The sequence below is a fragment of the Achromobacter sp. NPDC058515 genome, assembly GCF_042721735.1.
GTDB lineage: Bacteria > Pseudomonadota > Gammaproteobacteria > Burkholderiales > Burkholderiaceae_B > Achromobacter.
The window spans coordinates 130794-146103 of the sequence record NZ_JBHXNI010000007.1; the positions used below are offsets into that span (position 1 = coordinate 130794).

The 15310-nt window shown below is 67.6% G+C and carries 14 protein-coding genes; 7 read left to right on the top strand and 7 right to left on the bottom strand.

Features of this window, described 5'->3' with window-relative positions:
- Positions 1-343: 343 nt before the first annotated feature.
- A complete protein-coding gene (locus ACFWP0_RS14420; protein ID WP_377843021.1) occupies positions 344-1603 on the bottom strand; it encodes an MFS transporter in 1260 nt (419 codons plus the stop codon).
- 244 nt (positions 1604-1847) lie between these two features.
- Entirely contained in the window at positions 1848-2417 is a 570-nt protein-coding gene (locus ACFWP0_RS14425; protein ID WP_377843023.1) for a helix-turn-helix domain-containing protein, read from the bottom strand.
- Between the two features lie 49 nt (positions 2418-2466).
- On the opposite strand from ACFWP0_RS14425, the gene ACFWP0_RS14430 reads away from it, so the two are divergent.
- Positions 2467-3348: a DMT family transporter gene (locus ACFWP0_RS14430; RefSeq protein ID WP_377843385.1), complete on the top strand. Its 882-nt coding sequence runs from the start codon at positions 2467-2469 to the stop codon at positions 3346-3348.
- A 48-nt stretch (positions 3349-3396) separates the two neighbouring features.
- On the opposite strand, the gene ACFWP0_RS14435 is transcribed toward ACFWP0_RS14430, so the two are convergent.
- A complete protein-coding gene (locus ACFWP0_RS14435; protein WP_377843026.1) occupies positions 3397-4053 on the bottom strand; it encodes a GntR family transcriptional regulator in 657 nt (218 codons plus the stop codon).
- 212 nt (positions 4054-4265) lie between these two features.
- Between ACFWP0_RS14435 and ACFWP0_RS14440 the strand changes: the two genes are divergently transcribed.
- The 4 genes from ACFWP0_RS14440 (at position 4266) to ACFWP0_RS14455 (ending at position 9495) form a co-directional block, all read left to right on the top strand.
- Positions 4266-5240 carry a Bug family tripartite tricarboxylate transporter substrate binding protein gene (locus ACFWP0_RS14440; protein WP_377843029.1) on the top strand — a complete coding sequence of 325 codons (975 nt, stop codon included), beginning with the start codon at positions 4266-4268 and terminating at the stop codon, positions 5238-5240.
- A 24-nt stretch (positions 5241-5264) separates the two neighbouring features.
- Complete coding sequence (gene ggt, locus ACFWP0_RS14445) at positions 5265-6860, top strand: gamma-glutamyltransferase (protein WP_377843032.1); 1596 nt, start codon at positions 5265-5267, stop codon at positions 6858-6860.
- A 66-nt stretch (positions 6861-6926) separates the two neighbouring features.
- Positions 6927-8297, top strand: coding sequence for a trypsin-like peptidase domain-containing protein (locus ACFWP0_RS14450; protein ID WP_377843035.1), 1371 nt, complete (start codon positions 6927-6929; stop codon positions 8295-8297).
- A 133-nt stretch (positions 8298-8430) separates the two neighbouring features.
- Positions 8431-9495: an Ldh family oxidoreductase gene (locus ACFWP0_RS14455; RefSeq protein WP_377843039.1), complete on the top strand. Its 1065-nt coding sequence runs from the start codon at positions 8431-8433 to the stop codon at positions 9493-9495.
- 126 nt (positions 9496-9621) lie between these two features.
- Here ACFWP0_RS14455 and ACFWP0_RS14460 read toward each other — a convergent pair whose 3' ends face one another.
- The 4 genes from ACFWP0_RS14460 to ACFWP0_RS14475 form a co-directional block, all read right to left on the bottom strand.
- Positions 9622-10203, bottom strand: a complete 582-nt coding sequence (locus ACFWP0_RS14460) for a hypothetical protein (protein WP_377843042.1) — start codon at positions 10201-10203, stop codon at positions 9622-9624.
- 34 nt (positions 10204-10237) lie between these two features.
- Positions 10238-10444, bottom strand: coding sequence for a hypothetical protein (locus ACFWP0_RS14465; protein ID WP_377843044.1), 207 nt, complete (start codon positions 10442-10444; stop codon positions 10238-10240).
- 230 nt (positions 10445-10674) lie between these two features.
- On the bottom strand, positions 10675-11781 hold the full coding sequence (locus ACFWP0_RS14470) for a porin (RefSeq protein ID WP_377843047.1): 1107 nt from the start codon (positions 11779-11781) through the stop codon (positions 10675-10677).
- Positions 11782-12055: 274 nt separating this feature from the next.
- On the bottom strand, positions 12056-12778 hold the full coding sequence (locus ACFWP0_RS14475) for a GntR family transcriptional regulator (RefSeq protein WP_377843050.1): 723 nt from the start codon (positions 12776-12778) through the stop codon (positions 12056-12058).
- A gap of 137 nt (positions 12779-12915) precedes the next feature.
- Here ACFWP0_RS14475 and ACFWP0_RS14480 point away from each other — a divergent pair, with 137 nt between their 5' ends.
- Together ACFWP0_RS14480 and ACFWP0_RS14485 are read left to right on the top strand one after the other, a co-directional pair.
- Positions 12916-14271: an adenylosuccinate lyase family protein gene (locus ACFWP0_RS14480; RefSeq protein WP_377843052.1), complete on the top strand. Its 1356-nt coding sequence runs from the start codon at positions 12916-12918 to the stop codon at positions 14269-14271.
- 47 nt (positions 14272-14318) lie between these two features.
- The gene (locus ACFWP0_RS14485; RefSeq protein WP_377843055.1) at positions 14319-15299 is read left to right on the top strand and encodes a Bug family tripartite tricarboxylate transporter substrate binding protein; all 981 of its coding nucleotides are present in this window, start codon (positions 14319-14321) and stop codon (positions 15297-15299) included.
- Positions 15300-15310: the final 11 nt, after the last annotated feature.

Genomic DNA, 15310 nt, shown 5'->3' on the forward strand with positions numbered 1-15310 from the left:
AATGAGAGGTGTCTGACACCCATGAGAGAGGTGTCTGACACCCATGAGTTGCCGTCGCAAGCTTGAGGGCCGTCTCCCTTGGGTGTCAGACACCTGCGCGGTGTCAGACACCTGCGCGGCAGAGGCACTCAGGCGGCGGGCCTTAACGGCCGCAGGACGCCGCGCGACGGCAGGCGCAGGGAGATCAGCGCCGCCATCATGGGGTGTCTGACACCAATGAGAGGTGTCTGACACCCATGAGAGAGGTGTCTGACACCCATGAGTTGCCGTCGCAAGCTTGAGGGCCGTCTCCCTTGGGTGTCAGACACCTGGGCGGTGTCAGACACCTGCGCGGCAGAGGCACTCAGGCGGCGGGCCTTAACGGCCGCAGGACGCCGCGCGACGGCAGGCGCAGGGAGATCAACGCCGCCATCAGCAGCAGCACGCCGGCCGAGCCGAAGGCCACCCAGTGCGTGCCGAAGGCCTCGAATGCCCATCCGCCCAGCCAGGAACTGATCATGCCGCCCACCTGGTGGCCCAGATAGGTCAGCCCGTACAGCACGCCGACCAGGCGGATGCCGTAGACGTCGGCCAGGATCGCGGACGACAAGGCGATGCTGCCCGCCCACACGATGCCGCCGATGGTGGCCGCAGCATACAGTTCCCAATGCGCACCCACCATGACCAGCGCGAAAAAGCCCAGGCCCCGCACCAGATAAATGGCGGCGAGGATGTTGCGCCGCTCGACCTGGTCGGACATGCGTCCCAGCACCAGCGTGCTGAAGATGGCGACCAGGCCGATCAGGCCGATGCCCAGCGAACTGGTCGTGGCGTCGAAGCCGTGGTCCATCAGCATGGGCATGCCGTGCGTGCCCAGCAGGTTCATGCTGAAGCCACAGGCGAACAGGCCCAGCGCCACCTGCCAGAACGGCAGGGTGCGCAAGGCGTCGCCCAGCCTGGGCGACGCCGCCTTGGCCGCGGGCCGGGCGGCGGCCGATTTCTCGATGATCTGGTGGGGCAGCAGGTCGGTGTGTTCCGGCGCCTCGTCGCGCATGACAAGGAGCGCGACCGGCACCGTCAGCACGGCGAACAGCGCGGCAAAGCCCAGCAGCGTTTCGCGCCAGCCCATCGCCGAGATCGCGAAGGTCAAGGTGGGGGTCATCAGCGCAATGCCCGCCATCGAGCCGGTGGACAGGAAGAATAGCGCCATGCCGCGCTGCCGCGTGAACCAGCGGCTGATCACCGGCGTCAGCGCGACCGGGCTGGTGAAGGCCAGGCCGATGGACAGCGCCACGCCGAAGGACAGCAGGAATTCAAGGGGTCCGCGCGCGAAGACCGTCCAGATGGACGACGCCACGACGATGGCGGTGCCGGTCAGCAGCACGAAGCGCGTGCCGCGCGTGCTGACGAGATAGCCCGCCAGCGGCATGCCCAGCCCGTAGCACAGCATGCCGATCGCCACGATGCCGGACAAGAGGCTGCGCGAGAAGCCCAGTCCGTCCGCCATCGGCAGGAAGAACGGCCCGATGCCCATGCGCAGGCCGACCGTCAACAGGGTGAGTACCGTGGCGGCGCCGACGATGTTCCAGCCGAAATACCAGCCGCCCGACTCTTGCTTGTCCAATTTCTGTTCTCCTCGGTGTCTTCTTATGGCCGCTTGCGCGCCAGGGCTTACAGACACCGCAGGGCAGGCGCGGAGGAGAGCTCCGCTGTCGACACGGGTGGGAAGGACGAGGCGTGAATCGGCTTGTGCGTGCCGGCGGACTCAGGCCGCCGGACGCGTCATATTACTCCTGGCTATATGTTGATTCGAAGCGGCGCCGCAAATCCTGTTCGCTGAGCGGCCGCCACCGCCGTTGCGCGCCGTTCTAGCGCAGCACGTTGCGCACAAACCGCAGGCGGACGTCCCCGTCGTTGAAGTAGGCGTAGGGCTGCGCGCTGCTGTAGATCGCGAAATCGTCCGCGCCGATGCGCTGCGTTTTTCCCGAGAGCTCCAGCCGCAGCGCGCCTTCGATGACGTAGACCATTTCGTGCCATCCCTCGGGGTCGGGCTCGGCTATGTATTCTTCGCCCGCGGCCAACGACCATATCCAGAGCTGCGCCTCGCAGCTGGCGGGCGCGGCGCCCAGCAGCACGGCCTGGCTGCCGGGCAGCTTGCCGCGCCACGCCATCGCTTCGATCCGCCGCCGCTCGCGGGCGGGATCGCTGACCAGGTCGACGAAGCCCACGCCCAGCGGGCCCGCCAGCTTGTCCAGGCTGGCCAGGCTGATGTTGGCCGTGCCGGCTTCCAGCCCGGCGATCATGCGGCGGCTGATGCCGGACGCCTCGGCCAGATTCGTCTGGCTCAGGCCCGCCTGCTTGCGCAGCCGCCGCAGGTTCGTTCCCACATGGGTGAGGACGTCCGGCGTGGAACTGGTGATGTGCAGTATATTGCTCATAATTTCGTCGCGCTCAACATTCAGATAAGCCGTGGATTCCAAGACATCGATGTTCGCCCTGTCCCGCCAGGAAATCGCCCTGGTGCTGGTCACCATGCTGTGGGGAAGCACCTTCCTCATCATCCATATCGCCATGCAGCATAGCGGACCGCTGTTCTTCGTAGGCTTGCGCTTCACCATCGCCGGCCTGATGGCGCTGCTGCTGTTCCGCAAGCACATGGCGGGGCTGACCCGATACGAGGTCGGCGCCGGCATCGCCATCGGCAGCGCGCTGTTCCTGGGCTATTACCTGCAGACCCACGGCTTGCGCACCATCACCAGCAGCCAGTCCGCCTTCATCACGGCCCTGTACGTGCCCATCGTGCCGCTGCTGCAATGGGCGGTGCTGAAACGCCCGCCCGGCCTGATGAGCTGGGTCGGCGTGGGACTGGCCTTCACGGGCCTGATGCTGCTGGCGGGCCCCGAGGCCGGCGCGCTGAGCTTTTCCCCCGGCGAAGCCGCGACGCTGGCGGGCGCCGTGGCGATTGCCGCCGAGATCATCCTGATCGGCCTGTTTGCCCGCAAGGTGGACAGCCGCCGCGTGACATTCGTGCAGTTGCTGACGGCGGGGCTGCTGTCGTTTGCGCTGATGCCGGTGCTGGGGGAGTCGATCCCGGCGTTCTCCTGGCTGTGGGCGGGCGCCGCGATCGGCCTGGGGCTGGCCAGCGCCATCATCCAGCTGACAATGAACTGGGCGCAGAAATCCGTGTCGCCCACCCGCGCCACCGTCATCTACGCGGGCGAGCCCGTGTGGGGCGGCATCGTCGGACGCCTGGCGGGCGACCGCCTGCCGGCCCTGGCGCTGGTCGGCGCCGGACTGATCGTGGCGGGCGTCATCGCCAGCGAGGCGAAGTTCGGGCGCAAGAAAAAGCCGCAGTTAAGCGGTGTCTGACACCTCCCGTCTCCTTCGGTGTCAGACACCGCCGGGCATGCCGCGGCCCTAGGCCGCCTGCTCCAGGAACGCCTGCAAGGCCGGCACGGTGTTCAGCACGTGCTGGCGCATCGCCGCCTCGCAGCGGGCCGGGTCGCGGGTTTGCAGGGCGTCGATCAGTTCCTGGTGCGACTCGCGCACGCGCAGGACGCGGCCGGGCTGAGCCGCCCACAGGCGCATATAGGGTTCGACGACGGAATGCAGTTCGGATATCTGGCTCAGCAGGCGGGGCTGCCGGCAGAAGCTGCACAGGTATTCGTGGAATTCGCGGTGGGCGGTGGTCCAGTCCAGGTAGTCGCTGGAGCCCTGGTCCAGTTGCTCCAGCATGTTGGACAGCCGGCGGATGTGCTCGGCGCCCATATTGAGCACCGCGTTGCGCATGGCCAGGCCTTCCAGCACGGAGCGCATTTCAAAGACTTCCAGCATCTCTTGCTGGTTCAGCCCGCGCACCACGGCGCCGCGATTCGCGCGGATCTCGACCAGCCCTTCCGAGGCCAGCCGGCGCAGCGCGCCGCGCACCGGCATGCGGCTGGTGCCGATCTCGGCGGCGACGACATCCGGCACCAGGCGCTGGCCGGGCGCATAGCGGCCCAGCCGGATCTCGCGCTGCAAATGCAGGTACGCCTCGTCTTCGGCGCTGATGGCTGTCTTTTGAAATTGCAGCACTGTCGTCCCCGGGGTTGGAAAGCCGCCATGATAGATAACGGCAAAAATAACACAAACTGGATCCAATGATCCATGGATGCAAACACTAATAGTCGCGGACGGCGCGGTTGCGTCTAATGCAGGCCGGGGGACGCCGCCGCGCGCCCGCCTTGCCGGAACGGGCAACAGACCCGCCCGGCGCACCGCTTCCATAACGCGATCAAGGGGAATCCATGAAATTTCGTCTCATCCGGGCGCTGGCAGGCGCCGCCGCGATGGCCTTCGCGGCCCAGGCCGGCGCCCAGGCCACGGACTGGCCGCAGCATCCCGTGCGCATCGTCGTGCCCTTCCAGGCAGGCTCCGCCACCGACCTGATTTCGCGCCAGCTGGGCGCGGCGCTGTCGACCGAACTCGGCCAGCCTTTTGTCATCGAAGCCCGCCCCGGCGCCGCGGCCGCCATCGGCAGCGCCTCGGTCGCGCGCGCCACGCCCGACGGCTACACGCTGCTGATGGGCGGCCCGGCGGCCGTCGTCACCAACCGCTTCCTGCAAAAGCGCCTGGCCTACGACCCCGACGCCTTCGCGCTGGTGTCCATGGTGGCCTACACGCCCAACATCCTGCTGGCCAATCCGTCGCAGCCTTTCAAGACGCTGCCCGAAATGGTGGCCTATGCCCGCGCCAATCCGGGCAAGCTGACCTATGCCTCGTTCGGCACCGGCACGACCTCGCACATGGCGGGCGAAATGCTGAAGTCCATCGCCGGCATCGACATCCTGCACGTGCCGTACAAGGGCGCCGGCGAAGCCATCCCGGCGCTGCTGAGCGGCCAGGTCTCGATGTACTTCGACACCATCATGACCGGCCTGCCCCAGGCCAAGAGCGGCGCGCTGCTGGCGCTGGGCATGTCGAATTCGCAGCGCTCGGCGCTGGCGCCCGACATCCCCACCATCGCCGAGCAAGGCTACGCGGGCTACGACATCGCGCCGTGGTACGGCCTGGTCGCGCCCGAAGGCACGCCCGCGCCGATCCTCGACAAGCTCAACCGCGCCGTCAACAAGGTGCTGGCCGATCCGGCATTGCGCGGTAAGCTCGCCGAAGCCGGCGCCGAGCCGCGCGGCGGCAGCCGCGAGGAATTCGCCGCCTTCATCAAGGCCGAGATCCCGCGCACCAAGCAGCTGATCGACCAAGCCGGCATCACCCCGCAGTAATTTCCCTTACGAGTTCCAGCATCCATGTCCTCCCCCTTCGATTGGTCTTTTCCGTACGCTTCCCGAAAAATGCCGGTCCTGGCCGCCAATGCGGTCGCGACCAGCCAGCCGCTGGCTGCGCAGGCGGGACTACGCATGCTGCTGGCCGGTGGCAATGCCGTTGACAGCGCCATTGCCACCGCGATTGCCCTGACCGTCGTCGAGCCCGTGATGAACGGCATCGGCGGCGACATGTTCGCGCTGGTCTGGCACGACGGCCAGCTTCACGGCCTGAACTCCAGCGGCTGCGCGCCGGCCGCGTGGACGCCCGAGTACTTCAACGGACGCGACGCGATGCCGGGCACGGGCTGGGGCACGGTCACCGTGCCGGGCCAGGTCGCCGGCTGGAAAGCCCTGTCCGAGCGTTTCGGCAAGCTGCCCTTCGCCAAGCTGTTCGAGCCCGCCATCGCCTATGCCGAAGACGGCTTTGCCGTGTCGCCCACCATCGCCCGCCAATGGGCCACGCAGGCGCCCAAGCTGGCGGCGGAGCCCGGCTTTGCCGACGCATTCCTGCCCCAGGGCCGCGCGCCGCAGGCCGGCGAGTGGTGGCGCTTTCCGGACCAGGCCAAGACCCTGCGCGAGATCGCCGAAAGCGGCGGCGAGAGCTTCTACCGCGGCGAGCTCGCCAGGAAGATCGCCGACTTCGCCAGCCAGACGGGCGGCGCGCTCAGCGCCGTCGACCTGGCCGAGCATCGCGCCGAATGGGTCAAGCCCATTTCGCAGTCGTTCCGCGACTACGAGCTGCATGAAATCCCGCCGAACGGCCAGGGCATCTCGGCGCTGATGGCCCTGGGCATGCTCGAGCAATTCGACCTGGAAGGCATGGGCCGCGACAGCGCCGACTACTACCACGTCAGCATCGAAGCCATGAAGCTGGCGTTCGCGGACCTGCATCATCACGTTGCGGACCCGCGCCACATGCGCACCGACGCGCGCGCCCTGCTCGACCGCGCCTATCTGGCCGAGCGCGCCCGCCTGATCTCCATGGACCGCGCCAGCGTGCCCACCGCGGGCACGCCCGCCACCGGCGGCACGGTCTACCTGACCGCCGCCGACGCCAGCGGCACCATGGTGTCCTTCATCCAGTCCAACTACCACGGCTTCGGCTCGGGCGTGGTCGTGCCGGGCACCGGCATCAGCCTGCACAACCGCGGCCTGAACTTCGTGCTCAAGCCCGGGCACGCCAACCAGGTCGCTCCGCGCAAGAAGCCCATGCACACCATCATCCCCGCGTTCGTCACGCGCGGCGGCCAGCCCGTCATGTCCTTCGGCGTCATGGGCGGATCGATGCAGGCCCAGGGCCATCTGCAGATGGTCACGCGCCTGGCCGCCTTCGGCCAGAATCCGCAGGCCATGAGCGACGCGCCGCGCTTCCGCGTGGAAAACGGCCCGGTGGTCAATGTGGAATCGCACCTGCCGGCGGACGTGGTCGACACGCTGCGCGCGCGCGGCCACAACGTCGCGGTGGCCCCCGCCGACAGCCTGGAGTTCGGCTCGGCGCAACTGATCTGCCGCCTGCCCCAGGGCGGCTACGTCGCGGCATCCGATTCGCGCCGCGACGGCCAGGCGGTCGGCTTCTGATCGGCGCGGTCATATCCTTGCAGCGACGCCGGCCGATACTGCCGCGTTGCCGCAAGAAGGACCGAAATGCCTGACCTGGCCATGCCGCCCCCTGGAATACTCCGCCGCTTTGCGCTTGGCGCGGCGCTCGCCGCCGCGCTGTTCGCCGCGGCGCCCGCGCCCGGCCTTGCCGCCCTGCCCCTGGCCGTGGACGGCCAGCCCCTGCCCTCGCTTGCGCCCATGCTCGAGCGCGTCACGCCCGCCGTCGTCAACATCTCGGCGCAGTCCGATCCGCGGCAGGCGCCGGGGGCCGGCCCCGTCCAATCCCCGGCGTCCATCCGGCAGAACGTGGGATCGGGCGTCATCGTCGACGCGGGCCAAGGCAACATCCTGACCAACCATCACGTGGTGCGCGGCGCCTCGGCCATACGCGTGTCCTTGCAGGACGGGCGGACCTTCAACGCCACCGTCGTGGGCAGCGATCCCGATACCGACCTGGCGGTGCTGCGCATTCCCGCCCAGAACCTGCAGGCGCTATCGCTGTCGGATTCCAGCGACCTGCGCGTGGGCGACTTCGTCGTCGCCATCGGCGACCCCTACGGCCTGGGCCAGTCGGCCTCGTCCGGCATCGTGTCCGCGCTGGACCGGTCCAGCCTGCGCGCGGCCGGCTATCAGAACTTCATCCAGACCGACGCCTCGATCAATCCCGGCAACTCGGGCGGCGCGCTGGTGAACCTGAACGGCGAGCTGGTCGGCATCAACACCATGATCTACACGCCGTCAGGCGGCAACGTGGGCATCGGCTTCGCCATTCCGTCCAATCTTGCCGGCGAGGTCATGCGGCAGCTGCTGCAACATGGGCAGGTGCAACGCGGCGGCCTGGGCCTGGATACCCTGGACATCACGCCGCGCAATGCGCGCCAACTGGGCCTGGCGCCGGGTTCGACGGGCATCGTGGTGGCCCGCGTGGCGGACGGTTCGCCCGCCCAGAAGGCCGGCGTGCAGGCCAGGGACCAGATCCTGTCGATGGACGGCAAGGCCCTGGGCACCAGCGCACAGCTGCGCAATGCCGAAGGCCTGCTTCCCGTCGGCCGGCAGGTGCGCCTGACGCTGCTGCGGGCCGGCGCCAAGACGGAAGTCCTGCTGCGCATCGAGCCGGAGCAGAACGAACGCTTCCATGCCGGCTCGCTGGATGCGCGCCTGACAGGCGTGGAGTTCGCCGAAATCGGGCGCGAGCAGCGCCTGCAAGGCAACGACGGCGCGGCCGTCAGCGCCACCTATCCCGAGCGCGGCCCGGTTGCCGCAAGGCTGCAGCGCGGCGACATCATCATCGGCGTGAACCAGCGCCCCGTCAGCAAGCTGGCCGACCTGCGCGAGCTTCTGGCCGGCGCCGGCTCGCGGCCGCTGGCGCTGACCCTGCTGCGCGGCCGCAGCGCCTACACCCTGCAGGTGAATTGAGGCGCCTTGCGCCGGCGGCAGTTGAAGATTTTTCCCGGTACGGCGGGGCCGCGCGTGCAGCTACACTGAGGCGGCGCAGCAGCCCCGCGCCCCGCTTTCATACGACCCGTCTTCCGGCCACGGAACACGGGCCATGCAACGCAGTACCGGAGGCAACGTGAACAGCAACAACGATATGATCAATCTCTCGATCGAGCAGGTCCACGACCTGTCCGTCGACGTGTTGACCAGAAACGGTTTTTCGGCGCCGCATGCGGCCGCGATCGCGGAGGCGATCACCGCCGGGCAACGCGACGACTGCCAGTCGCACGGCATGTACCGCCTGATCGCGTGCGTGCAAACCTTGCAGGCCGGCCTGGTGGACCCCGCGGCGCTGCCGGCGCTGACGCACCCCGCGCCCGCCGTCGTGCAGGTCGATGCCGGGCGGGCCTATTCGCTGCTGGCCTTCGAGGAAGGCCTGCCGTACCTGGCGGAAAAGGCCAAGCGCAACGGCGTGGCCGTGCTGGCCATCAACAACTGCTTCCATTTCTCGGCGCTGTGGCCCGAGGTCGAGGCCATCGCCCGCCACGGCCTGGCCGGCATGGCCATGACGATCAGCCATAGCTGGGTCGCGCCCGCCGGCGGCACGCGGCCCGTGTTCGGCACGAACCCGTTCGCCTTTGCCTGGCCGCGTCCGGGCGACTACCCCTATGTGTTCGACTTCGCCACCAGCATGGTGGCGCGCGGCGAGATCGAGCTGCACCGCCGCACGGGCAGGTCCATCCCCGAGGGCTGGGCCATCGACCGCGACGGCCAGCCCACCACCGACGCCGCGGCCGCGCTGGAAGGCGCCATGCTCACGTTCGGCTCGTACAAGGGCTCCGCGCTGTCGACCATGATCGAGCTGCTGGCCGGCCCCCTGATCGGCGACTGGACCAGCCTGCAATCCCAGGCTTTCGACGCGGGCGCCGGCGGCACGCCGCTGCACGGCGAACTGGTCATCGCGCTGGACCCGGCCATCCTCGGCCGCGGCCAGCTTGCCGCGAACCTCAGCGGCGCGGAAGCCATGCTGGACGCAATCAGCGGCCAGGGCGCGCGCCTGCCGTCCGAACGCCGCTTCAAGGCCCGGGCCCGCAGCGAACAGGAAGGCGTCTGGGTCAGCCGCAAGCTGTATGACGAAGTGAAGCACCTCGGCATGCAACCCGAAAAGAACGCCTGAACAGGCGGACTATGCCGGCGCGGCGCCGCTGGACGATCGGATCCCTCGGCACATACGGCCGGCGCCGCATCAGGTCGGCCAGCTTTTCCAGCGCCTGCGCGCCCTGAGCGTCCGCCTGCGCGCGCCTCAGCGCGGCGCCGACATGCCTTGCGTCAATTGCTTGACCAGCCCCGGATGCCTGTCCTTTTCCTCGATCAAGGTATAGAGGGTGAAGGAGGCCAAGCGGGCGCCGGACACCGCGAACAGCGCGGTCAGCAAGGCCGGGCGGCCGTCGAGCTTGCTCGTCGCATCCACTTGGGAGACGCCGATGCCGTCAATCTTGAAGGTGCTTTGCCCGGTCTTCTTGAAGGTGGGCACGGCTTCCTGCTGCTGCAATTGAAAGCCTGCCGCCACGTTTCCCAGCGTAAACGCATCGTCATCGCCCACCGCGGGCTCCAGGGGCATGTTGACCACGATGATGGCCTGCCTGGTTGCGCGGTTCACGTATATCTTGCCGGCGACATCCGGCGTGGCGGGGTCCGCCGGAAATTCGCTTTCGATGAATCCGGCGGGAATGGCGACCTTCAGCTTTCCGTCCAGCACCCGCAGCGATTGCGGCGCCTGCGCCATTGCCGCGGCGGCCTGCGCCAGCGCGGACGCGCTCGCCGCGCCCATGACCAGCGCCAACGCCAATGACATTGCCGAGACCCACTTGCGATGCGTGTTCATAAGATTCCTGTCGGAGATTCGCAAGGATCCGATACTACAACGGCACGACCGCGCCGCCCGGGGGCGACAGTTCGTGATAGAGATCATCCAGATACGCCGCGACATCCTCGGCCGCCACATCCGCGGGAATGACGACATCTTCGGCAGGGACGCGTTTGCCTGATGCGATGCGATATACCAGCCAGCGCTCGGCGGTGCGCTGGATATCCAGTTGAAACCGTCCGTAGATATCGAACTTCATGGCGCCCTCCAGAACGGACAAGGCCCGCGCAACAACTTGCACGGGCCTTCAGTTTGCCATGATCGGAAGGAGCCGACCGGGGTTCGGGTGAGCGGACTGGGAGTGGAGCTAGGGAGGTGGCCGCTTTTTTCGCGTCTGTGGCCGGGTAAGACGCCCAATCCGCTCAATGCAACCGCGGCGCGAGGAACGGGCGGCGCGCTTGCCGCGCGCCGCCTGCTCACATCACGCGCTTAGAAGCGATGACGGACGCCGACCATGCCGACGGTGCTCTTCACGCCGTCGATGAACGCGAAGTCGGTTGCGTACGAACCCAAGGCGTACAGGTTGGTGCGCTTGGACAGGTTGTACGTGTAGCCCAGGCTGTACACGTTCATGGCGGAATCGCCACCCGTCAGCAGATCGCTGTCGGGGTCGGCGCGCTGCCACGAAGCCAGGATGGTGCTGGCGCCGAGCGGCACGGTCAGGCCAACCAGGTACGAGTTGGCCTTGAAGCCGTCGACGGCAACGTTGGTGCCGAAGCTCTTGGCGGTGGGGGTGCCGCTGCCGAATGCGTTGATGCCCTGGCCGGTGAACCAGCCGTCGCGCGTCTGGCCGAAAGCCAGCGCCAGCTTCAGGACTTCAAAGTCGTAGGCGCCGCCGATGCTCCAGGACTTCGGCGTGGCGTCGGTGCCCAGCTGGTTGGCGGGGTTCAGCTGGTCGTAGGTCAGGGCGACGTTCAGCGGGCCGTTCACATAGCGCGCGCCGGCCGTGATGCCGCGGGTGTTGTCGGCGGTGGCAAAGCCCGTCTGGGCGGCGGTCGTGTCGGCAACGTTGAACGAGTAGCCGGCGCCGAACTGGAAGCCGCCGAAGGACGGAGTCGAGTACTGCACCATGTTGTCGTAGCGGACCGTGTTCGCGGCGCTGAAGGCCACGCCGACGTTGGCCTGGCCGTAGCTGGCGGCGAACGGATCGATCGCGCCAAGGTACTTCGACGCAATGTTGGTCTGGCGGCCGAATTCCAGCAGGCCCCACGAATCGCTCTTCAGGCCGACGGTGGCCTGGCGGCCGAACAGGCGGCTGCTTTGGCCCGATTGGCCGTTGGCCGAATTGAAGCCGCTTTCCAGCGTGAAGACCGCGCTCAGGCCATCGCCCAGGTCTTCAGCGCCGCGCAGGCCCCAGCGCGAACCGCTGGACACGCCGTTGCTCATGCCGAACTTGGACTCGTGGTACCCATCGCCCTTGATGCGTTGGTAACCCACGCCGGTATCGATCAAGCCGTACAGCGTCACCGAGGTTTCCGCCTGCGCCGTGCCGGACAGCGCGGCAAAGATGGCAGTGACGAACAGAGTCTTTTTCATTACAGATTCCCATTGATTGAATAGACATGCGCATGTGGGTAGGCACTCAACACAAGCGGCGCACTCGGCGCATGGCAGGAACGAATTCTAGGGACGCTATATGTCAGTTCTTGAGACACAAGCGTAATCGTGTCCAAATCTGGAAATCAAGGAATATCTGTGGCGCGGGGCCGACAGGATGAAGCCGGGAAAGCAGCGCCGGCAGGCTCGTAATCTTGCTGTGCTATTTAAGAAGAAGGCCTGACGCCGGCGCCGAAAACCCCGCGCCCGCGGATCAATGTTCGCGAATCAGGGTCGTCGAAAATTCGTAGCGGCCCGCCGGATGATGCGAGCACGACACCTCGACGATCTTCCCCGCCTGGTCCTTGTAATGGCGCAGGATGAACAAGCCCGGCGACTCCGGCTCCGCCTCCAGCTCGCGCGCCACGGCGGGCGGCAAGGCACAAGCCGAGATCGTCTGCTCGACCGACGCGATGCGGCGTCCGTAATGTTCTTCGATCAGCTCGGAAACCAGGCGGTCGGGATGCTCGCGCGCCAGCTTGCGCACGCCCTTGTAGTGCGCATCCACGTACAGTTCCGTCCACACGACCGGCGGCTGGCCTTCGACGCCGCGCGTGGAAGAGAACTTCAGCCAGCGCGTGCCGGGCCCCACGCCCAGGCGGAGCGCCAGCTCCACATCCACCACCACCTCCTGGATCTGCCGGATGCTGCGCGGGCTGCGCGCCGCCAGCTGGACCAGGTCTTCCAGCGAACGCAGGGACTGGCTGAAACCGGACTTTGGCCGCGCCGCCATGACGACGGTGCCGCTGCCCCGGCGGCGGGCGATGAGGCCCAGGTCTTGCAACTGGCGCAGGGCGGCGCGGACGGTATGGCGGCTGGCGTCGAATTCCTCGGCCAACGCGTTCTCGGCGGGCAACACCGTGCCCACGGGATACGCATCGCTCGCGATCCGTCGCGCCAGTTCTTCCGAGATGCGGGTGTACAGCGTGATGGACATGGCAAGGGGACAGTTGGCGACGCCCTCCATTCTATCTGCTGCGCCCTGCCCGGCTCCGTATACGGGTAATCCCCGGCGTTGACGTCCCCATTCTTGCCTGCTTAAATGTACGTACAACTTTTCAAGAGCGTACATTTATGCCAATCTCCGTCCTCGAATCCGCCCTGTTCAAAGACATGTTCGGCACCGCCGCGATGCGCGCCGTGTTCGACGATGCCGCCACCGTGCGGCGCTACGTGGAAACCGAAGTGGCGCTGGCCCGCGTGCAGGGGCGGCTGGGCGTCATCCCGCCCGAGGCCGCCGGCGCGATCGAAGCCCGCGCCGACGCCGCCGCCATCGACATGGACGAGCTGCGCATCGACACCGAAATCGTCGGCTATCCCATCCTGCCGCTGGTGCACCAGCTATCCCGGATGTGCGGCGCCGAAGGCGAATACCTGCACTGGGGCGCCACCACGCAGGACATCATGGACACCGCCACGGTGCTGCAGGTGCGCGATGCGCTGGAGATCATCGACGCCGACCTTGCCGCGCTGGACGGCATCCTGGACAACCTGGCGCTGCGCTACCGCGATGCGCCGATGGCCGGGCGCACCCACCTGCAGCACGCCTTGCCCATCACGTTCGGCTACAAGGCCGCCGTGTGGCTGCTGATGGTGCGCCGCCATCGCGAACGCCTGGCGCAGCTGCGGCCGCGCGTGCTGATCGGCCAATTCGGCGGCGCCGCCGGCACCTTGGCGTCGCTGGGCGGCCAGGGGCTGGAAGTCCATGCCGCCCTGATGCAGGAACTGGACCTGGGCGCCACGCCCATCACCTGGCACGTCGCGCGCGACGGCCTGGCGGAAACGGTGCAATTCCTGGCGCTGGTGGCCGGCTCGCTGGGCAAGATCGCGGTGGACATCATGCTGATGATGACCAACGAGCTCGGCGAGGCATTCGAACCCTTCGTGAAGGGGCGCGGCGCCTCCAGCACGATGCCGCAGAAGCGCAATCCGATCTCTTGCGAGCTGATGTGGAGCGCGTCCAAGACGGTCCGCCAGCACGCGGGCCTGGCGCTGGACGCCATGCTGCAGGACTTCGAACGCGCCACGGGCCCTTGGCATGTGGAATGGTCCGCCGTGCCCGAAGCCTTTGTGCTGACCGCCGGCGCCCTGCACCAGGCGCGCTTCATGCTGGGCGGACTGGAAGTCGACACCGACCGGATGGCGCGCAACCTGGACCTGTCGGGCGGACTGATCGTGGCCGAGGCAGTGATGATGGGCCTGGCCCCGCACATCGGCCGCCAGACCGCGCACGACGTGGTGTACGACGCCTGCCGCAGCGCGGCCGTCTCGCGCCGCCGCCTGGCCGATGTCCTGAAAGAGGATCCCCGGGTAACGCAGCGCCTGGATGGCGCAGCCATCGAGCGCCTGTGCGACCCGGGCAATTACCTGGGGGCCGCCCCCGACATGGTGGACCGCATGCGCGCCCGCCCTTACACCGGGCCGGCCTGAACGGCAGCCCTACCCTGACTCTCAAAAAAATAGGACGGAGACAAATCATGAAGAACTGGATGGCGGCGCTGGCCGTCGCGGGCGCGTTCGCCCTGCCGGCGGGCGCCCACGCGCAAGACAACTACCCGACCCGGGCCATTACCTGGATCGTCCCCTTCGCCGCGGGCGGCCCGACGGACGCCATGGCGCGCAACGTCGCCAACCGTGTCGCCCAGGAACTGAAGCAGACCATCCTGATCGAGAACGTGGGCGGCGCGGGCGGCACCATCGGCGCGGCCAAGGCAGCCAAGTCCGCGCCGGACGGCTATACGTTCCTGGTCGGCCATATCGGCTACATGGCGGCGGCGCCGTCCCTGTACGCCCGCCTGCCCTACGACCCCGTCAAGGACTTCCAGGCCGTGTTCCGCTTTCCCGACACGCCGCTGGTGCTGCTGGTGGGCGAGTCCTCGCCCTATAAATCAGTGCCCGACCTGATCGCCTATGGCAAGCAGAATCCGGGCAAGCTGAACTTCAGCAATGCGGGCGTCGGGTCTACCTCGCACCTGGTGGCCGCAATGTTCGCCAGCCAGGCCGGCATGAACATCACCCCTGTCGCCTACAAGGGCGCCGGTCCCGCGCTGAACGACCTGATGGGCAATCAGGTGGACGCCATGTTCGACCAGACCAACACCGCCCTGCCCCAGACCAAGGGCGGCAAGGTCCGGGCGCTGGGCCTGACCTCGCCCAGCCGGATGGCCCAGTTCCCCGACGTGCCCACGATGGCGGAAAAAGCGATACCCGGCTTCCAGGTTTCCACCTGGTACGGGCTGTATGCGCCCAAGGGCACGCCGGACAAGGTGGTGCAGACCATGTACCAGGCCTGGCAGAAGGCGCTGGCCGACCAGGCCTTCACCGGCAAGATGGTGGAGCAAGGGATCCAGATGCTGCAGGCCGAGCAATATGCGCCCGCCGCGTTCCAGCAGTTCACCGCCGACGAAGGCCGGCGCTGGGCCAAGGTCATCAAGAACGCCGGCATCACGCTGCAATAAGGGAGCGGGAA